Raw genomic sequence first — 19703 nt, 5'->3', positions numbered from 1 at the left:
CCTTAACAGGTTAAGCACAAGGGCGCCTAGAACCCCAAGAGCCGCGCCGCGTTGCCCTTGATGATGTCGGGGCGGATCTCGTCCTTGATGTTGATTTTCTCAAAATCGCTCAGCCAGCGTTCGGGTGTGATCATCGGCCAGTCCGAGCCGAAAAGCACCTTCTTGCGCAGAATCGAGTTGCAGTAACGCACGAGAATTTCAGGGAAATACTTGGGCGACCAGCCCGAGAGGTCGATATAGACATTGGGCTTGTGCTGGGCCACGGCAAGCGCCTCTTCCTGCCAAGGGAAGCTGGGATGGGCGAGGATGATCTTAAGGTCCGGGAAATCCACGGCCACATCATCCATGTACATCGGGTTCGAGTATTTGAGCCGCATCCCGTTGCCCCCCGGCATGCCAGAACCGACACCCGTTTGGCCGGTATGGAACAGGGCAATGCCGCCCTCGTCCTGAATCGCCTCGTAAAGCGCATAGGCCATGCGATCGTTGGGATAAAACCCCTGCATCGTGGGATGGAACTTGAACCCCTTGATGCCGAATTCCCGCATCAGCCGCCGCGCCTCGCGTACGCCCATCTTGCCCTTCCACGGATCGATCGAGGCAAAGGGGATCAGCACGTCATCATTTTCCGCGGCCAGTTCCGCCACTTCTTCGTTGGCATAGCGGCGATAGCCGGTCTCGCGCTCGGCATCGACGGGAAAGATCACAGCAGCGATATTCTGTTCGCGGTAATGCTGGGCAGTTTCCGGCACCGTGGGCGGGTGTTTCCAGGGCGCGCCGAAATAGGACGCCATGGTGGACTGCAGATCGTCATAGCCGTCGTCAGGATGACAGCCACAGGGCTCTTCTGCATGGGTGTGAATGTCGATCGCGCGGACCTTGGTGATGTCGACCATGTTTTCTTTCCTTGTCTCTCGCGCAGGCACCCGTCCGGTCGGACAGGCGGCCCTGCCTCAAAGTCTCACAACAGCCGCGTCGTCGGCGGCATAGAGCCGATCAAGAAGCGCCTTGCGACGCTCCAGAACCCGGCGGTAATTCAGATTGCCCTTGGCGGTCATTTCGCTCTCGGCCATCGAGGCCGGTTCGGCCAGTACGATGGCGCGTGTGACCCGGCTCGAACTGCCCGACACTTCGCGGTCCCGTGCCGCCAGACGCCGCCGGCATTCACCCAGCAACAAGGCATCGGACAGCGCACCATCCGCCTCGGCCATGCCAAAGCCTTCGGCTTGCAGCTCGGCCAAATTGGGGAAAATCATCACGCCAATTTCGTCGCGATCCGCCCCCGTGATCACCAGATCGGCCGCCAGCGGTGCAAGGCAGGTCAGCATGTCCAGCCGCAATTGCGCGGCGCGCACCCATGTGCCGGTCGACAGTTTGAAGTCTTCCGAAATGCGCCCGTCAAACCGCATGCCTCGCGAGGGGTCCTCCGGGTCTACGAAACGCATTGCGTCTCCGGTTAGGAAAAATCCCTCTTCATCAAAGGCTTCCTGCGTCTTCTCAGTGTTGCGAAAGTAACCGGGCATCACGTTTGGCCCCTTCACCCGCACTTCACAGCGCATCTCTTCATCCGGCACGAGCTTGAGCGTCACCCCCGTCATCGGCACACCCACGACGCCGGAGCGTTCGGTCGGCTCGTGCTGGATCATGGTCGCCGGGGCGGTCTCGGTCAGGCCCCAAGACGAGGTCATCAACGGCACATCACCCCGCACCTCACGCGCCATGCCCTGCAACCCATCCCAGATGTCCTGCGGCAGCGACGCGCCGGCATAGAAAATCAGGTCAAGATCCTCGAAAAACCGTTGGCGCAGCCCGGCGTCGCCCTCCAGCGCCTTGAGCAAGAGGCCGAACCCGACCGGCACGTTGAAACTCAGCGTTCCGGTTTTCAGGCGTAGGTTCTCGACCGTGCGTTCAAACAGGCCCTTCACCGGCTTGCCTTCGTCGATATACAACGAGCCGCCGTTGGCCAGCATCATGTTGAAATTATGCGATCCGCCAAAGACGTGGTTCCACGGCAGCCAGTCCACGATCACCGGAGGACGTGTTTTGAGAAAGGGCAGCGCATCGGCAATCATCGCCTGATTGGCGCACATCATGCCATGTGTAGTCATCACCCCCTTGGGGGCCGAGGTTGACCCGCTGGTCATCAGAATCTTGACCACGCTCTCGGGCCTCAGCGCGTCAAACGCCCCGTCCACATCGACGCCACGATCCCCACGCAGCAGGTCGTCAAAGGCCGTGACACCGGGCCGGCCATGCGTGCGGCTGGCGACGATCTCGATCCCCTCGAACGCGTCCAGCGCCAGCGCCTCACCATATTGGTCCGCATCGACTGTATAGGCCATCTTTGGGCGGATCAGCTCGATCGCGTGGCGCAGTCGCCCATGTGCGCCATGGATCAGCGAATATTGCTCGGCCACCGGCACTGTAGGAATGCCCGCGTACTGCCCTGCCAAGGACAGCAACCCATGGTCAACGCCATTCCCCGACAGGATCAGGATCGGCGTCTCGGAGTTCAGCCCCCGCGCCAGGAGCGCCTCGGCAAGTGCGCGCACCTTGTCGAGCACGGCGCCATAGCGCTCCTCGCGCCAGCCGGCGCCGCTGCGTTCGGCAAGAAAGACACGCTCGGGCGCTTCCTTCGCCCAGCGATGCAGCCAGTCTCCCGTCCGGCGCACGCTGTCGCCCATGTCATATCCCGACCGATAGAGCATCGTCCCGTCGTCCCGGGTCTCCAGCGTGACCTTGTGGGGCTGGTATTTCGACAGCTCAGCCATGTTCCTCTCCTCCCTTGCCATGCCGGATCGCACCAAGCACGCGCAGCACGGCCGCGCGATCCTCTGCACTCACCCCGGCCAGCATCCGCGCTTCATGCGCCGCCACCGCCGCCGTGGCCTCCTCGTAGAGTGTGCGCCCCGCCAATGTCGGCATCAGCGCATAGGCCCGCCGGTCGGTGGGCACTCGATCCCGCGAGATCAACCCGCGTTCCTCCAGATCGTCCAGGATCACCACCAGGTTGGGCCGTTCGATCGCCAGCGCGTCCGCCAGATGGGATTGGCGCAAACCCGGGTTTTCCGCTACCATAGCCAATGCCGAATAGGTGATCATGCGCAGCCCCAGCGGGGCAATCGCGGCGTTCATGTCGCCCATCAACACCGTTTGCGCCCGTTTGAGATGATATCCAAGAAACCGTGCCAGCGCCGCATCTGACACTGCAACCGGTTCCGCCTCTTCCCTGACCTGCCGCTTTGCCATGGGACTATCCGAATTTCGGCGCGCGTTTTTGCAGGAAAGCCTGCAGTCCCTCCACCGCATCGGGGCTCGTATGGGTCAGCGCCGCACACAGGCTTTCGGTGAACAGCCCGCCCGCCTTGTCCATGTCCTCGATGCGGCTCAGCGCCTGGATCATGATATAATTCGACAGCGGCGCATTCCCGGCAATCTGGCGCGCCATGGCTTGCGCACGCGCCAGCGCTTCGCCTTCGCCCACAACATAATGGGTCAGCCCAAGCGCCTGCCCGTCCTCAGCGCCATATTTGCGCCCGGTCAACATCATCTCGATCATCCGGTCGGCGCCAAGAATTCGCCCCACCCGCACCGACGCGCCCCCGCCCACATAAATCCCGCGCCGCCCCTCGGGCAGTTGAAAGATCGTCGAAGGCTCGGCAAAGCGCACATGGGTCGAGGTGGCAATCTCCAGCCCGCCACCGATCACCGCACCCATCATGGCCGACACCACCGGCAGCCCGCCATATTGCACCTTGTCCAGAACTGTGTGCCAGTTGCGGGAATGGCGCATGGTCCCTTCGGCGTCCCGCGACACGTGTTCGCTCAGATCCAGCCCGGAACAGTAATGCCCCCCGCTCCCGGTCAGCACCACCGCCTTCACACCTTCGGGCACGTTGGAAAAGAACGCGTCAATCTCGCCAAAAAGCTGATCACACATAGCGTTGCGTTTCTCGGGCCGGTTCATAGTCAGCGTGGCGATGCCATCGTCACTGATCTCGACCTTCAGCATGTCCCCGGTCATATGCGGCTCCTCACTCGTGCTTTATTATAATAATTATACTTCATAACTAATATGTCAAAAAGAAAGAGAGGCAGCGCCTCTCTTTCCATGTTTTCAGCCTGTTACGGGATGAGGAACAACGTGATTGCCGGGAACAGTACCAGAATCACCACCCGCAGCAGGTCGCTTGTCACGAACCACATCACCGCCTTGTAGGTCTCGGACATGGGCGTCGTGCGATCCATGGCGTTGATGATGAACAGGTTCATCCCCACAGGTGGCGTGATTAGCCCCACCTCGACCACGATGAGTACAAGGATACCGAACCAGATCGCGACGTGTTCCGGCGTCATGCCAAAGTCCAGCGCGCTGATGATCGGGAAGAAGATCGGGATCGTCAGCAGGATCATCGACAGGCTGTCCATCAGGCACCCAAAGACAAGGTAGAAGGCCAGGATAATGACCAGCACCGTCCAGGGGGAAAGCCCCAGACCAACGATCCAGCCCGCCAGTTCCTGTGGGACTTGCGAAAGCGCGAGGAACGAGTTGTAGAACCCTGCCCCCAGCACGATGAAAAAGATCATCGCGGTGCTCATCGCCGTTGCGATGATGCTGTCGACAAAAACCTTCCAGCTCAGGTTGCCCGAGATCAGCGCAATCACGCCCGTGCCCGCCGCGCCAACAGCCGCGCCCTCGGTCGGGGTGAACCAGCCAAGATAGATCCCGCCAACGACCAGCCCAAAGACCAAAAGAACCGGCCACACATCAATCAGCGCCTTGATCCGCTCGGCATAAGGGATCGGTGCGCGGGTGCCAGCCGCCTTGGGATTGACACGTACATAGATCGAGATGGTGAGGATATAACCAATCGCCGCCAGGATACCCGGCACAAAGGCGGCCAGGAACAGCTTGGCGATGTTCTGCTCGGTCAGGATCGCATAGATCACGAGGATCACCGACGGCGGGATCAGGATGCCCAGCGTCCCCCCGGCGGCCAGCGTCGCGGTGGAAAAGCCCCCGGCATAGCCGTACTGACGCAGTTCCGGCAGCGCCACGCGGCTCATCGTGGCCGCGGTTGCCAATGACGAGCCACAGATTGCGCCAAACCCGGCACAGGCCCCGACCGAGGCCATCGCTACGCCGCCCTTCTTGTGCCCAAGCCAGCTTTCGGCGGCCTTGAACAACGACGAGGACATGCCCGACAGGGTCGCGAACTGGCCCATCAACAGGAACATCGGGATGATTGTCAGCGAATAGCTCGAAAAGGTTGAATAGGTTTCGCTTTTCAGCTTGGCCATGAACATGTTCGGCCCGCCCATGGCAAAGTAAAGCCCGCCAAGGCCACAAAGCATCATCGCAAGCCCGATGGGCGCGCGCAGGAAGATCATGACCAGCAGTACGGGGAAGGACATGTAGCCCAGTTCAAGCATACTCAATGGACCGCTCCTTCTGACATGGGCAGGTATTTGCGCCCGGTGACAAGTTCGAGAACCCGTGCAATGGCGCAGTAGATGGCTGTGATCGAGGCTACGACAGCCGCCGAAAAACTCAGCGCATAAGCCCACCAGACCGGAAACTGCAGCAGGAACGAGGTCTCGCCATAGCTCATCTTGTTCATCATGCCTTCATAAAGGCGTGCCGTGATCAGAATGATCACCGCACTCAGGATCACGTCCCAGAAGGTGATCAGAACCTTGTTGACCCTGCGCGACATCATCGATGTGAACACGTCCACCGTGGCGTGCCCGTTATAAAGCTGGCAGACCGGCAGGAAGGCAAAGATCGCAAATGCGACGCCCGCTTCGACCAGCTCGAAATCGCCATTGATCGGGCCCACGCCGGTTGCCAACAACCCGTCGGCAAGCCCTTGTGACAGGCCGGTCAACCAGTCGGAATGACCAATCGTGTTCAGGCTGCGCCCCAGAATGCTCAGGCATGTCAGGATCACCAGCGCCGTCAGCACGATCCCCCCGAATATCGCCATGAGCCGGGCCAGCCGCTCCATGAGTTTCAACATATCGTCTCCTCCACAACCGGGTCTCTGTCCCGGCGCCACTCCTGATTCCCAGGTTACCCACCCTTTTGGGGTCGGGGCGTCCGCGCAATTCCTATTTATGACCGACCAGTCGGTCAATGTCCTTTTTGTGCCGGAAGCATCCCTGCGTTCAAACGCCGCTACCCAGACCACGCTGCAATGGCGCCCGGTTTCATTCGCTCCGCGCAATGTCCCTTTCCGACCGGAAATGAACCGACACTTAACAATGCAATTAATTGCACTGCGCCCGAATTATTAGTTGATTTTGTAACTATCAAGCGCGTTTCCACGCTTTTTTGGATCGGCGCCTGCCGTTGCGGCCCGCGCTTAAGCCAAGGCGCGGGCGGGCGGCCACGGCTTGACCCGCCCCGCTCGCCCTCTTTGCCAAATTTTACTCAGGTGCGCTGATCTCAAGCCTGATCGGGTCCAGCCCATCGATCCCGCCCGTAATGGTCTGCCCGACCTCAACCGGGCCGACCCCGGCCGGTGTACCGGTCAGGATCACGTCGCCGGGACGCAGGTGGTAATAGCGCGACAGGTGCTTGACCACCTCGACACAGGACCAGACCATCTCGCTCAGACGCGCGTCCTGCCTGGTCTCGCCATCCACTTCGAGATGTATCCGCTGATCCGCCACGGCGCCAAAGTCGGCGGCGCGGGTCATGGGGGCGAACACGGCAGACCCCTCGACATCCTTGCCAAGATCCCAGGGGCGGCGGTTGTCCTTGCCATCCTGCTGGCGATCGCGCCGCGTCATGTCAAGCGCGCACCCATAAGCATAAATCGCCCTTTCAGCTTCTTGCGCGCTGGCCCGAAACACCGGCGCGCCAATGGCAAAGGCCAACTCCATCTCATAATGGAAATTGGACGTTCCCGGCGGATAGGGCACGCTGGCCCCGCTCAACACGCCATGTTGCGCCGCCTTTGTGAAATACCACGGCGCCTCGCGATCCACCTCGCCGCCCATCTCGGCGGCATGGGCGGCATAGTTGCGCCCCACGCAAAAAATGCGCCCAACCGGATAAGAAGCCGTTTCCTCGCGGACCGGGATCGAGAACACCCTTGCCGGGTCGAACAGATAGTCGCTCATTTCGCACGCTCCTCGAAATATCCAAGCTTTTCCTGCAGCGGACGATCATGCACCCGCACCATGTAACACGTCTCGCTCGCCACGATCCGAATATCGGCAAACACCGGCGCCGTGAACGTCGCCTTGGGTCCAAATTCAAAACGGGCCCCGTCGATCTCAGCCACGCCCTGCCCCGCGATGACATGATACGCGCTCGAAGATGAACGCAGGAGCGGGCTGTCCACCTGCCCGGCTTCGATCCGCATGGCCGTAAACCCCATCGTCGGCAAGACATCCGCGCCGGTTTCTGGGTTTACATAGTCCAGTTCGGCGATGCCTCCGTCGCCATGTGCCGCCATCGCGTCAAGCGCCGCCCTGGTGCGCCCCCACGGGTAGCGCATCATCGGATAACGCCGCACCGCGCCATCCGCCCTGCGGCTCGGCGCCAGCCCCGACGCAAGGTATTCCACCTGGCTGGCGTCCGGGCGATTCCGTTGCGCCTGCAAGGCGCCCTCGGTCGCATATGAGCCTTCAAGATAGTGGAACAGAGGCAGGTCCAGCGCATCAAGCCAGACCACGGGTCCGCTGTCGTCATGTCCATGGTCATGCCATTCGCCCCCCGGCGTCAGCACGAGATCGCCCTCCTCCATCGGCAGTTTTTCCCCGTCAACCACCGTATAGCCGCCCGTGCCCTCGATGACGATCCGCACCGCCGAAGGCGTGTGCACATGCGCAGGCGCCGTTTCCCCCGGCAAAAGAAGCTGCAGGCCAAGATAGATCGAAGCCGTGGCCTGCATCGCCCCCACGCCGCGCCCCGGATCGGAGAGGACCAGAACCCGGCGTTCGGCCTTTTCCACTGGGGTCAGTTCTCCGGCCTGTAACAGCAAGGGTCGGATCACGGTGTAATCCCAAAACCCCGGCTGGGTCACGGCATTGGGCCGCCCGTGTGGAAGCACATTGCGCATCATCGGCCAAAGCGGCGCCACCCCGGCTTCCGCCAATTCGCTACGATAATCCTCCGGCAGGTCTTCGAGCGTTCCAAGCGATTGCGGCATGTCTTCCTCCCCGGCTCTTTAATATGCATGCTGATTATTGGCATGCTTGTCAATCGCGTGGTTTTGGTGTCTCCTTTCGGAAAGAAGGAACCAACTCGATGGCGGAACTCTACAATATGGCCGGTCATCTGATCCGGCGCCTCAACCAGATATCCGTGGCCGTCTTCACCGATCATATGGCAGCCGCCGGGATCGACCTGACGCAGGTTCAATTCGCAGCCCTGTCCGCCATTGCCAGCCGGCCCGGGATGACTCAGGCAGAACTTGCCGGCGCTATCGCCTATGATGTCACGACACTTGGCGGCGTCGTGGACCGCCTTGCCTCCAAGGGGCACATCCGGCGTGATATCAGCCCCCGGGACCGCCGCGCGCGGGTGCTTTTTGTCACGCCCGACGGAGACCATCTGCTCGCCCGCGCCCGCCCCGTGGTACGCGCATTGCAGGACGACATCCTCGGCGGCCTCGACGCCGAAGAACGCGCGCAATTGCTTGGCCTGCTGCGCAAGACCACGGATGCGGGAAACAGCAAAAGCCGTGCCCCGCTGCGCACGCCCTGAAACGCCAGACAGGGGCAAGGGCATTTGTAACCCCCGAGAAGTGATTAAGGATTGGGCATTTCAACGGTCCCGAATACGCAGTCCCGGTATCCCGGCATTCGACCGCGCCGCCGGATCAGCGACTGACCGCCTTGGCCAGTCGCGGCAGGCGGGCCTTCTTGAGAAGCGAGCGCATCGGCCAATCTTCTCCGGATAGCCGTTCGGCCTCCTGACGCACCGCTTCGCACACGGCCTCGACCGCACCGGGTGCATCTTCCCAACAGGCGCGCAACAACGTGTCGGGGTCGATCCGCTCCAAACCCTCCTCGGCAAGGACATGGCGGGGAAAATCCTTGGCATTCATGGTCACGATCGCATCTGCCGATCCGGCAATAGCTGCCGCCAGCACATGGGCATCCGCCACGTCCGGCAACCAAAGGCGGTCTTCCAGCGACGGTTTCCACGTCACCTCGGCCTCGGGCCATGCCGCACGCACCAGCGCAATCTCGCCCCGCGCCTGTGCCTCTCCGGTCGGGCCCAGTTTGCGCGCCGCGCGTGCCCATTCTTCAAGGATGCGCGCCGACCACAGGGGGCGAAACGCGCCTGTGCGTGCCACCCCGAGCAACACTTCGCGCATCACCGTCGGATAGAGCACGCATGTATCCAGAAGCAGCCGTTTCACAGGCGGAAGAACAGGGATTTGAGATACCCGCTTTCCGCCAATTGCGGCATCAACGGGTGATCCGGCCCCGCAAAGCCGGTATGGATCAGCTGCGCCTGTCGACCAGCCCGCCCGATCCCGCGTACCGAGGCGCCGCGAAACCGCGCAAGGTCTGCCGCGTGCGAGCAGGAACACAGGCCAAGATAACCGCCCTCGGCCACGAGCGGCGCAGCAAGCCGCGCGACACGTTCATAGGCACGCAGCCCTTTTTCCAGAGCGGGTTTTGACGGTGCGAAGGCGGGCGGGTCACAGATCACGACATCGAATTCTGCGCCTTCCTCGCCAAGGGCCGTCAGCACGTCAAAGGCATCCCCGCGCCGTGTCGCAAAGCGATCCGCCACGCCTGCCGCTGCCGCCCCCGCTTCGGCCAGCTCCAGCGCCGCCGCCGATCCGTCCACCGCCAGTGCGTTTTTGGCGCCACCCGCCAGCGCGGCAAGGGAAAACCCGCCGACATGGCTGAACACGTCCAGCACGCGCGCCCCGTTGCAAAGCTGTGCCGCAAATCCGTGATTGGGGCGCTGATCGAAGAACAGCCCGGTTTTCTGACCCCCGGTGAGGTCCGCCATATAGGTCGCCCCGTTCATGACCACTGGTACCGGTGCTTCGGGGGCCTCGCCCACCAACACGGCGCTGTCCTCGTCCAGTCCCTCAAGCGCCCGCGCCCGGCCCGAGCCGTTCTTGATCACGCAGGACACGCCCGTCACCGCGACCAGCGCCGCCACCAAGGGTTCCAGAAGGGTTTCGGCCCACGCTGCGTTGGGCTGTATCACAGCCACCTCGCCGAACCGGTCCACCACCACACCGGGCAACCCGTCGGCCTCGGCATGGATCAGGCGGTAATACGGCGTCTCATAAAGACGTTCCCGCATCGCCAGCGCGCGCGCAAACTTGGTCTCGAACCATGCCAGGTCAATCACTGCCTCGGGATCACGGTCCAGCATCCGGCAGAAGATCCGCGAATTCGGGTTGGTTGCCACCACCCCCATCGGGCGGCGTTCGCCGTCTTCCAGCACCGCCAATGCGCCGGGGGTCAATCCCTTGGTGCGACGGTCCGTGACCAGTTCATTATCATAGACCCAAGGGAACCCGTGCCGAATGGCGCGGGCATTGGCTTTGGGTTTCAGGCGGACAAAAGGCAAAGAGGACGGCATCATGCCGTCCTCCTAAAGCTTTCCTTGGGCGGTGAAAAGATCAGAGTGGTTTCACCGGTGTCAGCGGGGTGATCCGCGCGGTCACACCCTTGGGCGGCGCCAGGAACCCTTCGGCAAGGCTCATCTCGTCACGCACCACGCGGGCCAGATGCTGGGTAATCCGGTATTTCTGGGTCAGGCCGCGGGCCTCGGCCTGAAGCGCCTTGGATCCACCATAACCAACAAGGTCGGCCTTGATGAACTTGGGACCGCGCAGAACAGCGCCCGTTTGCGGGTCGCGGATCGTCATCACGAACTCAAGCGAATGGATGCCACCCACGCTGTAGCGGGTCTTCTCGGTCAGAGCATGGAAGCGCTTGACTTCGATCTCGACGACCACGGGCATTTCGCCTTGCAGAGGACCCCCACCAATCTGGATGGCTTCTTCAAAGATGGCCTGCACCTGCTGGTAGCGATTTCCATAGGCATCCCCGCGCCATACAATGTCACCACCGGGGTAATACATGTTGGCTTCGGAAACCTTCAGCGTCGTCGGCACGTTCACATTCATGCCTGCCAATTGGAAAGACGGGGCCGGAGCTGCAATCTGGCTCGGCGTGGTTTCATAAGGCGCGTTCCGCGTCGCGGTATCCACCGTGCCACAGGCTGCCACACCCAGTCCAAGCGCCAAAGCTGCAATCAGTCGAACATGTTTCACGTTCATCTCCTCGGGCCGTTCTGACCTCTTCCGTTCAGGAAGGTTTTGATGGCCAAATGAGGCGAGAATGCGACATGAGCGGTTCCATTTCGGGGAGATTGCAGCCAATCGCCCCCCTTCGAATCCCGCCGATACCCCTTAGTTTCTTGACCGGGAGCGCCAGCCTCCGCGACGACGCGGGGCTTGCATTCTGACCAGCCCCTGCCGCATCACATCGGTCATGGGATGATCCTCATTGCCCGCCGCGTAGCGGTCCAGAAGGGCCGAAAGAACCTCCTGAACCTCCTGCCCGTCGGGCAAGGACAGGGCCCAGTCAAGGAAGATGGAGCGGCATTCGCCTTCGGTGATGCCGTCGATCCGATAGCTTTCCCGGATCAGCCCCTTGGGGTCATGTTTGTCCTTTTCCACCCTGATCTCCCACATGGGCGGGCCGCGCCAGGGCCGCCGAGATAATCTCCCCGGCGCGCTCCGCGCGATCCTGCATGTCCGCCTCCAGCACCTCAACGCTCTCATCTCCGGTTTCGCGCAGCAGAAAGGCCCGCCCCCCTGCCCCGATCTCCTCGGGCTTGATCGTCGCCCCCGAGAGCAGCTTGGACGCCAGCTGCACCTGCCAGAAAAGCCCATAAGTGGTCGCCAGTTCTGTCGCCTCGGCGGCGTCCAGCCAACCGATTGCGACACCGGCCTCCAACCCCTCGGCCACGCTGCGCCCCTTGGCACCCGCCAGAAGCGCCCCGGACTGGCTCAGCAGCTCGACATCCTGCAACCGTCCCGCACCAATCTTGGCATCCCAAGGCCCGTCTGGCGCCTTGGCCGCCGCGATGCGGGCGCGCATTTCGGCCACGTCAGCGCATAGCTTGGACGCGTCTCGGGGCCGCGCCAGGATCTCCTGCCGGAAGGTCTCGACCTCGTCCATAAGCGATGCTTCACCCGCCACCGGGCGGGCACGCGTCAGGGCCAGGTGCTCCCATGTCCAGGCTTCGTTTTCCTGGTAATTGCGGAACGACGCCAGCGAGGTCGCCACCGGGCCTTGCGTCCCCGAGGGGCGCAGCCGCATGTCCACTTCGAACAACCGTCCCTGCGCCATCGGCGCGCTCAGCGCCGTGACCATGGCCTGAGTCAGGCGCGCATAATAGGCCCGCGCCGCCAGCGGACGCCGTCCCTCCGACGCCTCGACACCGGCAGCATCATAGATCACGATCAGATCAAGGTCCGAAGACGCGTTGAGCCGCTGCGCCCCAAGCGAGCCCATGCCCAGCATCATCGCGCCGCGCCCCGGCTGGGGGCCGTGCTTTTGGCTGAACTTCTCCACCACGACCGGCCAGAGCCCGGACACGCAGGCCGTTGCCAGATCGGCATAATGCCGCCCGGCCTCCTCTGCCGAGATCACGCCGCGCAGGTGGTGCACCCCGACCCGGAACCGCCATTCCTTGGCCCAGCGGCGTGCGCTGTCGAGCTTGAGTTCGTAGTCATCGCCTTCCCGCGCCAGTACCGCGGCGAGGTCCTCGCGCAGCCCGTCTTCGCCCGGCCACGGAGTAAAGAACGTGCCGCCGATCACCGCGTCGAACACACCCGAGTTGCGCGACAGGTGGCGTGCCAGTTCGGGCGCCGTGCCCACGATATCGACCAGCAGGTCGATCAACTGCGGATTGGCGTCGAACAGGGAAAACAACTGTACCCCGGCGGGCAACCCCTTGAGAAACCCGTCCAGCGCCAACAACGCCTCGTCCGGGCGCGCCGTCTCGGACAGACGGCGCAGAATTTCCGGGCGCAGGCGGTGAAAAATCTCCACCGCGCGCTGCGAGCGCAACGCCGGGTAGGTCTGCCAGCGCTCGATCACTTCGGGGTCAAAGGCGTGATCCTGAAGCGGCTTGCGATCCTCGGGGGCAAAGAACCCTTCGGTCAGCTCGTGCACCTCGGTCAGCCGTTCCCGCAACTCTTTTTCCAGACCGGGTAAATCCCGACCCATCAGGCAGGCGATCCGCTCCAGCCCTTCTTCGCTCTTGGGCAAAAGATGGGTCTGGGCATCGTTCACCATCTGAATGCGATGCTCGACCTCGCGGTGAAAGCGATAGTGATCGGCCAGCGTGTCGGCCACGTCCTCGGGCACCCAGCCCTTGCCAGCCAGCTTGCGCAGCGCGGGCACCGTATGGCGGTCGCGTAGATAGGGATCGCGCCCCCCGGCGATCAACTGCCGGGTCTGGGTAAAAAACTCGATCTCGCGAATGCCCCCCCGCCCGAGCTTCATGTTGTGCCCCGGTAGGGTGATGTCACCCCCCAGCCCCTTATGCTCGCGAATGCGCAGGCGCATGTCATGGGCGTCCTGAATCGCGGCGAAATCCAGATGCTTGCGCCACACAAAGGGGCGCAGGGTCTCGAGAAACCGCGCCCCGGCCTCCAAATCACCTGCAGACGGGCGCGCCTTGATATAGGCCGCGCGCTCCCATGTGCGCCCGACACTCTCGTAATAGCGCTCAGCCGCCTCCATCGCGAGGCAGACCGGCGTCACCGCCGGGTCTGGACGCAGACGCAGATCGGTGCGGAACACGTAACCCTCGCCGGTGATGTCATTCAGCATCGCCGCCATCTTGCGCGTGGCCCTGATAAAGCTGGCCCGCGCGTCGTGATAATCGTCCGGGTCAAAGCGGGTTTCATCAAACAGGCAGATCAGGTCGATATCCGAACTGTAGTTCAGCTCGTGTGCCCCCATCTTGCCCATGGCAAGGCTGACCATGCCGCCCGCATCCGGAATGTCATCCTCGGTTGCACCGGGCAGCTTCTTGCGCCGGATCTCTGCCCCGATCGTGGCTTCAAGCGCCAGTTGGCTGGCAAGGTCGGCAAAATCCGTTAGGGTCCCGGTCACCTTTTCCAGTTGCCAAGCCCCCGACAGGTCTGCCAGCGCAGTGATCAGCGCCACCTTGCGTTTGCCCCCGCGCAGCGCAGAGGGCAGCCGATCCGGTGCGGTTTCGCGCAGCTCCCGAAAAAGCGCGGCGAGTGCTGATTCAGGATCGGAGAGGGCCTCGGGGAGCCAGTCACGCTCTTTCTCTATCAGGGACTTGAGGTAAGGGCTGGAGCCGCCGGTACCCTCGACAAGCCGGGCAAGGTCACCGTTGAGACCGGGCACAACGGCCAGCGCCTCTGCGCCGCGTTCGGGATCAAAGGCACGGGGAAGTCGGGTGATACGCTGTTCAAATGTCATGGCGCGACTTTGTGACCGGGCGCGGACAAGGTCAATGTTCGTTCCGGTCGCAGGGTCGGTCGCGCACTCGCCCTAAGCGGGGGCCAGCCCCCGCACACAGGATAAAGCGGGGGCCAGCCCCCGCACCCCCGGGGTATTTCCGGAAAAAGAAAGATCAGAAGGTTTACAAACTGTCTGACGCGGGGCTTTCTTGCCCTTCTTCAATGCCGGGGGGACACATGAGCAAAAGCCTGAAACGCGTGCGCGCTGCGCTTGAGAGGGCCGGGCTGGCCGGTGACATCCGTGAAACCGGGGGGGCGCGCACCGCACAGATGGCGGCAGATGCGGTGGGATGCCAGTTGGATCAGATCGCCAAGTCGATCATCTTTCGCGGAGAGACCAGCGGCGCAGCGATCCTGTTCCTGACGGCGGGCGGTAATCAGGTCGACGAGACCAAAGCCAGCGCGATTGCAGGCGAGCCGCTGGGCAAAGCCGATGCCGCGTTGGTACGGGCGCAGACGGGATTTGCCATCGGCGGGGTCTCCCCGGTGGGCCACCTCTCCCCGATCCGTGCCTTCATCGACGCGCGCCTGCTGGAGTTCGATCGGATCTGGGCCGCTGCGGGCACCCCCAATCACGTCTTTCCCATCGACGCACATCTTCTGCCCGATCTGACCGGGGCCAAGGTGGCGGATTTTGTCGCCTGATCAGATATCGGCCACCACGCCAGCCAGCATGTCTCGCACCTGTCCGGCAACGGCGTGCAGATCGGGATTGTCGATGGCGCTCATCGAGGCCACAGGGTCAATCGCGCTGACCTCGGTGCCCCCGTCCACCTCGCGCAGGATGACATTGCAGGGCAGCATTGCCCCCACTCGCGGCTCAAGGCCAATTGCCTCGAACGCCATACCGGGATTGCAGGCCCCGAGAATGCGGTACCCGGGCATATCCTTGCCCAGCTTGGCCTGCATCGTGGCCTGAACATCAATCTCGGTCAGCACACCAAATCCGGCCCGACCCAGCGCCGCGCGCGTGCGCGCATCCACGCTCTCCAAATCCGCGTCCGGAACGGTCCGATCAATCGTATACCCCATGATTTTCCTCCTGAAATTGTATCTTTTCTTCAGTATCGAGAGTTTTCGCCACCGATCAATGGGAATTTTAACACACAATTTCAGCCTCTTATCCGAAAAATGTAAAAAACGTTCACATTCACCCTTGCACCAAGCCCCCCAAATGCCAATCTTGGTAATGTAAACGAGTTTTACATTGTCAGTAAACGCCAACAACGGAGCACCACATGACACCTGTAGCCGCCACCCCCACTGCCACCCCCATGGGATGGTTTTCGCGCGCAGAGGCCTGGCTCGACAGCAAGGGTAAAGGCGCCTGGATCGCTCTGATGGTCCTGAGCTTCGTCTTCTTCTGGCCCGTCGGACTCGCGCTTGTTTTCTACATCACCTACACCAACCGCTGGAGCAAAGACATGTTCAAGAAATCCTCCTGCAGCCGCCATTCCCGCCGCATGCACATGATGGCCCCGACCGGCAACTCGGCGTTTGACGCCTATCGCGAAGACACGCTGCGCCGTCTGGAAGAAGAGCAGAAGAGCTTTGAGGACTTCCTCGAACGTCTGCGCGCCGCCAAGGACAAGTCGGAATTCGACCAGTTCATGGACGAACGTGCCCGCAAGGCTGGCGAAGACACCACCGCGGACGCCTGATCCCAAACCAAGGCGACCTTTCCCGGAGCGGCCCCTCCTCCCGCTGCTCCGGGTGCCCTTTTGTCAATGAGTGAGACCATGTCCTTTCGCAGCTTTGCCCTGCCCGACCCTGAAACCCAGTCCGAGTTCTATGCCGATGTCCCGACCAAGCGCCTGATCGCTTGGGTCGTGGATGTTGTGCTGATTGCGTTGGTCTGTGTGGTCATCCTGCCCTTTACCGCCTTTACCGGCATCTTCTTCTTTCCCGCCCTGATGGCGGTGGTCGGATTTGTCTACAGGGTGGTCACGCTGGCCAGCGGGTCGGCGACCTGGGGCATGCGCCTCGTGTCGATCGAAATGCGTCGCCAGACCGGGGACAAGTTCGATTTCGCCAGCGCACTTTTGCACACGATCGGGTTCTATTTTTCGGTTGCCATGGCGCCGCTTCAGCTCATTTCGATCGTGCTGATGCTGACCTCGGCCCGCGCGCAGGGTCTGACCGATCACGTCATGGGCAGCGTCGCCATCAACCGCGCCGCCCGGTATTGATCCGCCGACCGCCCCCGGACACCCAATCCGGGGGCTTGGCCAATGCAATTCGTGTTGCTATCGTCGGGCTTGAATTACTGACGAAACGACATGCGCCACACGCTTCCCCTCGCGCCCCAGTTTTATGTGACGGCTCCCCAGCCCTGCCCCTATCTTGACGGGCGCATGGAGCGCAAACTGTTCACCGCCCTGCAGGGCGACAATGCCACTGCGCTCAACGATGCCCTGTCCCACCAGGGCTTCCGCCGTTCGCAGAACGTGCTTTACCGGCCCTCTTGCGCCGATTGCAGCGCCTGCCTGTCCGCGCGTATCGACGTGGCCCGATTCCGCCCTTCCAAAAGCCAGAAACGCACGTTGCGTCGCAATGCGCATCTGCAACGGCGCGCCACTTCACCCTGGGCCACCGAAGACCAGTACGACCTGTTCCGCCGCTATCTCGACAGCCGCCACGCGGATGGCGGCATGGCGGACATGGATGTGTTTGAATTCGCCGCGATGATCGAGGAAACGCCGATCCGCAGCCGGGTGGTGGAATACAGCAATTCGCGCACGCAGGACCTCATTGGGGTCAGCCTGACCGACATGCTCGAGGATGGGCTGAGTATGGTCTATTCCTTCTACGAACCCGGCCTGCCACGCAACAGCCTTGGCACCTACCTCATCCTCGACCATATCGAGATCGCACGCGAAGCGGGATTGCCTTATGTCTATCTCGGCTACTGGGTGCCCGGCAGCCCAAAGATGGGCTACAAGGCCGGCTTTTCCGGGCTCGAAGTCTACGCAGGTGGCCAATGGCAGCCCATGCACACCCCCGAGGATTTTGACGCCGAGCTGCACCCGCTTTCGACCGATCCGATTGCCGAACAGGTGGCCAATATCTCGTTGCCGGACATACGCGCGCCGCGCCCCTGAGGCACGTCACCATCGAAAGGCGCCAGCTGGCATCCAACAGCATCAGGACTGTTTAGATGCAAGGTAGCGGGTCGCAACAGCAAACAATTCGGCCTGCGAACTGACCCCAAGCTTGCCATAGGCATTGTGCCTGTGCACCTTGACCGTCCCCTCGGTGATCCCGAGAAAGGCCGAAGCCGAACCGGCCGTATGCCCCTGAAGAATAAGCCGAATGACCTCGGCCTCGCGTGGACTCAACCGATCGGCGCCAAAAGTTGCCAGCCGTTCTTCGACATCATGGCCGTCGTCCTGAGACCTGACGGTTTCGCCCAGTTTCCAATGCCGGATGACCGCTGCGGAAAGAGTCCTGTGGATGGCATTGATGCGTGCCACATCCTCGGGGTCGAACCGGGGCTGACGGGCACCCCGGGACAGGGAAATGACAACCCAATCGCCGGGTGCATGGCGGATCAGGATACCCAACTCATCGCTGATACGGACCTTTCGGTAAAAGGTCCGGTAATACTCCGACCGAAAGAACGACTCGTTGACCAGATCGCTCAACCGATAGGCCGCCGGCATGGCATCCGGCCGACAGGCCTGGGCAAAGGGATCAAGAAGATATGGTCCGGTGGCATAGAACTGGATCGAGATCGCCGCCTGCACGTCATCAAGGTCGTGATAGAGCGACACCGGCGGGGCCTGATCCTGATAGCGCGTCACCACCATGGATTCGATCCCGACATGCAGCTCGATCAGTTTCCGAAGCGCCCCGGGGAAAAAATCCGTCCCCAACCGCTCCAGCAAACGCGCAAATGCCTCATCCCATTTCGGCGGCCAGCTTGGGTCCGTTCGGGGGGTGGTTTCCGAAGACATCTCAACTCATCCTATACTTTTAGATATATATCTCTACGCAAATTTACAGGCGAATCCCTCTCGGTCCAAGGTCAAACGCACTTCTTGCATGTCCCGCGACCGAAAGGATGAACCATGAAACTGCACCTTGGACGTGTCGCCACAGCCGTGGCTCTGATCAACGCCCCCTTGCCCACCCTGGCTCAGGGCCTCTCGATCTATAACTGGGCCGATTATTTCGGCGAGACGACGATCGAAGATTACACCCGTGAAACCGGCACCTCGGTTGTCCTGGACTATTTTGACTCGAACGAGGTGTTGGAAACCAAGCTTCTGACCGGCGCGACCGGCTATGACCTTGTCTTCCCCGCCGCTTCGAACGCGCAGCGGGCCTTCCGTGCGGGGGCGTTGCACCCGATCGACCCTTCGCGGTTAGGCAATTACGGCAATCTGAACCCTGACATTCTGGCAAGGCTCGACGCCCTGCCCGGCGGGCGCGCCATGGGGGTGCCTTATACCTGGGGCACGATCGGCATCGCCTATGACCCCGCCAAGATCATGGAGCGGCTCGGCACCGATCAGATCACCTCGTGGGACGTGGTATTCGATCCGGCAATCGCCGCCAAGCTGGCGGATTGCGGCATCGCCATGCTGGATTCCCCGGTCGAGATGGTGTCGGTCGGCTTGAATTACATAGGCGCCGATCCCTATTCCGAAGATGCCGCCGATCTTGAAAAGGTGCGCGATCTGTTCACCGCCATGGCGCCCTCGGTCAAGTACTTCCACAACCAGAAACCCTCGACCGACCTGCCCGGCGGCCAGGTTTGCCTCGCGGTGATGTATTCCGGCGATGCCGGGATAGCACAGGCGCGCGCCATGGAGGCCGATACCGGGCTCGACATCCTTTATGCGATCCCCACCGAAGGCACGCTGATGTGGATCGACCTGATGTCGATCCCGGCCGACGCCACGAATGTGGACGAGGCCTATCGCTTCATCGACTACATGCTGCGCCCCGAGGTCATCGCACAGGTCTCGAATTTCGTCTATTTTGCCAACGCCAACGCGGCAGCGGACAGTTTTGTCGACGAAGCGATCCTGACCGATCCCGGCATCTATCCCGACGCGGACACGCTGGACCGCCTGTTTCCCGACCGCAGCATTGACGCAAGAACCCTACGCAGCCGCAACCGCCTGTGGACCAGCGTAAAATCCGGCACCTGACCAGACAACGACACACTCACGGATCAACCAAGCCCCCATG

Annotated in this window: 21 protein-coding genes; 6 read left to right on the top strand and 15 right to left on the bottom strand. The window is 62.0% G+C overall.

What is annotated here, in order from left to right:
- Positions 1 to 26 precede the first annotated feature (26 nt).
- From ACS3QZ_RS02610 to ACS3QZ_RS02575, 8 genes are all read right to left on the bottom strand, one after another.
- Positions 27 to 896: an amidohydrolase family protein gene (locus ACS3QZ_RS02610; protein ID WP_093092715.1), complete on the bottom strand. Its 870-nt coding sequence runs from the start codon at positions 894 to 896 to the stop codon at positions 27 to 29.
- Between the two features lie 57 nt (positions 897 to 953).
- On the bottom strand, positions 954 to 2771 hold the full coding sequence (locus ACS3QZ_RS02605) for a feruloyl-CoA synthase (protein WP_456036435.1): 1818 nt from the start codon (positions 2769 to 2771) through the stop codon (positions 954 to 956).
- Positions 2764 to 3249 carry a MarR family winged helix-turn-helix transcriptional regulator gene (locus tag ACS3QZ_RS02600; RefSeq protein ID WP_456036434.1) on the bottom strand — a complete coding sequence of 162 codons (486 nt, stop codon included), beginning with the start codon at positions 3247 to 3249 and terminating at the stop codon, positions 2764 to 2766. The genes ACS3QZ_RS02605 and ACS3QZ_RS02600 overlap by 8 nt, the downstream gene beginning before the upstream one ends.
- Positions 3250 to 3253: 4 nt before the next feature.
- Positions 3254 to 4024, bottom strand: coding sequence for a crotonase/enoyl-CoA hydratase family protein (locus tag ACS3QZ_RS02595; RefSeq protein WP_456036433.1), 771 nt, complete (start codon positions 4022 to 4024; stop codon positions 3254 to 3256).
- 101 nt (positions 4025 to 4125) lie between these two features.
- Positions 4126 to 5439, bottom strand: coding sequence for a TRAP transporter large permease (locus ACS3QZ_RS02590; protein WP_093092723.1), 1314 nt, complete (start codon positions 5437 to 5439; stop codon positions 4126 to 4128).
- Entirely contained in the window at positions 5436 to 6020 is a 585-nt protein-coding gene (locus tag ACS3QZ_RS02585; RefSeq protein ID WP_456036432.1) for a TRAP transporter small permease, read from the bottom strand. The genes ACS3QZ_RS02590 and ACS3QZ_RS02585 overlap by 4 nt, the downstream gene beginning before the upstream one ends.
- Before the next feature lie 409 nt (positions 6021 to 6429).
- A complete protein-coding gene (locus ACS3QZ_RS02580) occupies positions 6430 to 7128 on the bottom strand; it encodes a fumarylacetoacetate hydrolase family protein (RefSeq protein ID WP_456036431.1) in 699 nt (232 codons plus the stop codon).
- Positions 7125 to 8162: a cupin domain-containing protein gene (locus tag ACS3QZ_RS02575; RefSeq protein ID WP_456036430.1), complete on the bottom strand. Its 1038-nt coding sequence runs from the start codon at positions 8160 to 8162 to the stop codon at positions 7125 to 7127. The genes ACS3QZ_RS02580 and ACS3QZ_RS02575 overlap by 4 nt, the downstream gene beginning before the upstream one ends.
- A gap of 98 nt (positions 8163 to 8260) precedes the next feature.
- Here ACS3QZ_RS02575 and ACS3QZ_RS02570 point away from each other — a divergent pair, with 98 nt between their 5' ends.
- On the top strand, positions 8261 to 8719 hold the full coding sequence (locus ACS3QZ_RS02570; protein WP_456036429.1) for a MarR family winged helix-turn-helix transcriptional regulator: 459 nt from the start codon (positions 8261 to 8263) through the stop codon (positions 8717 to 8719).
- 115 nt (positions 8720 to 8834) lie between these two features.
- On the opposite strand, the gene ACS3QZ_RS02565 is transcribed toward ACS3QZ_RS02570, so the two are convergent.
- From ACS3QZ_RS02565 to glnE, 5 genes are all read right to left on the bottom strand, one after another.
- Positions 8835 to 9380 (bottom strand): RSP_2648 family PIN domain-containing protein, encoded by a 546-nt coding sequence (locus ACS3QZ_RS02565; protein WP_456036428.1) that lies wholly within the window; start codon positions 9378 to 9380, stop codon positions 8835 to 8837.
- A complete protein-coding gene (locus tag ACS3QZ_RS02560; RefSeq protein ID WP_456036427.1) occupies positions 9377 to 10573 on the bottom strand; it encodes an RSP_2647 family RNA methyltransferase in 1197 nt (398 codons plus the stop codon). Before ACS3QZ_RS02560 ends, ACS3QZ_RS02565 begins: the two co-directional genes overlap by 4 nt.
- Positions 10574 to 10610: 37 nt before the next feature.
- Entirely contained in the window at positions 10611 to 11273 is a 663-nt protein-coding gene (locus tag ACS3QZ_RS02555) for a DUF6778 family protein (protein WP_093092734.1), read from the bottom strand.
- A 132-nt stretch (positions 11274 to 11405) separates the two neighbouring features.
- The gene (locus ACS3QZ_RS02550) at positions 11406 to 11690 is read right to left on the bottom strand and encodes a hypothetical protein (protein WP_456036426.1); all 285 of its coding nucleotides are present in this window, start codon (positions 11688 to 11690) and stop codon (positions 11406 to 11408) included.
- Positions 11656 to 14463, bottom strand: coding sequence for a bifunctional [glutamate--ammonia ligase]-adenylyl-L-tyrosine phosphorylase/[glutamate--ammonia-ligase] adenylyltransferase (gene glnE / locus ACS3QZ_RS02545; RefSeq protein WP_456036425.1), 2808 nt, complete (start codon positions 14461 to 14463; stop codon positions 11656 to 11658). The genes ACS3QZ_RS02550 and glnE overlap by 35 nt, the downstream gene beginning before the upstream one ends.
- 218 nt (positions 14464 to 14681) lie before the next feature.
- Here glnE and ACS3QZ_RS02540 point away from each other — a divergent pair, with 218 nt between their 5' ends.
- Positions 14682 to 15149, top strand: a complete 468-nt coding sequence (locus ACS3QZ_RS02540) for a YbaK/EbsC family protein (RefSeq protein WP_456036424.1) — start codon at positions 14682 to 14684, stop codon at positions 15147 to 15149.
- Here ACS3QZ_RS02540 and ACS3QZ_RS02535 read toward each other — a convergent pair whose 3' ends face one another.
- Positions 15150 to 15536 carry a DUF302 domain-containing protein gene (locus ACS3QZ_RS02535; RefSeq protein WP_456036423.1) on the bottom strand — a complete coding sequence of 129 codons (387 nt, stop codon included), beginning with the start codon at positions 15534 to 15536 and terminating at the stop codon, positions 15150 to 15152.
- A 206-nt stretch (positions 15537 to 15742) separates the two neighbouring features.
- Between ACS3QZ_RS02535 and ACS3QZ_RS02530 the strand changes: the two genes are divergently transcribed.
- From ACS3QZ_RS02530 to ACS3QZ_RS02520, 3 genes are all read left to right on the top strand, one after another.
- Positions 15743 to 16165 (top strand): DUF2852 domain-containing protein, encoded by a 423-nt coding sequence (locus ACS3QZ_RS02530; RefSeq protein WP_456036422.1) that lies wholly within the window; start codon positions 15743 to 15745, stop codon positions 16163 to 16165.
- Between the two features lie 66 nt (positions 16166 to 16231).
- Positions 16232 to 16693, top strand: a complete 462-nt coding sequence (locus tag ACS3QZ_RS02525; protein WP_456036421.1) for an RDD family protein — start codon at positions 16232 to 16234, stop codon at positions 16691 to 16693.
- Between the two features lie 90 nt (positions 16694 to 16783).
- Entirely contained in the window at positions 16784 to 17605 is an 822-nt protein-coding gene (locus ACS3QZ_RS02520; RefSeq protein ID WP_456036420.1) for an arginyltransferase, read from the top strand.
- A gap of 42 nt (positions 17606 to 17647) precedes the next feature.
- Here ACS3QZ_RS02520 and ACS3QZ_RS02515 read toward each other — a convergent pair whose 3' ends face one another.
- Complete coding sequence (locus tag ACS3QZ_RS02515; RefSeq protein ID WP_456036419.1) at positions 17648 to 18460, bottom strand: helix-turn-helix transcriptional regulator; 813 nt, start codon at positions 18458 to 18460, stop codon at positions 17648 to 17650.
- A gap of 114 nt (positions 18461 to 18574) precedes the next feature.
- Here ACS3QZ_RS02515 and ACS3QZ_RS02510 point away from each other — a divergent pair, with 114 nt between their 5' ends.
- The gene (locus ACS3QZ_RS02510; RefSeq protein ID WP_456036418.1) at positions 18575 to 19663 is read left to right on the top strand and encodes an extracellular solute-binding protein; all 1089 of its coding nucleotides are present in this window, start codon (positions 18575 to 18577) and stop codon (positions 19661 to 19663) included.
- Positions 19664 to 19703 lie beyond the last annotated feature (40 nt).

The sequence above is a fragment of the Shimia sp. W99 genome, from assembly GCF_053851455.3.
This window is presented reverse-complemented; position numbering and strand designations above follow the sequence as displayed.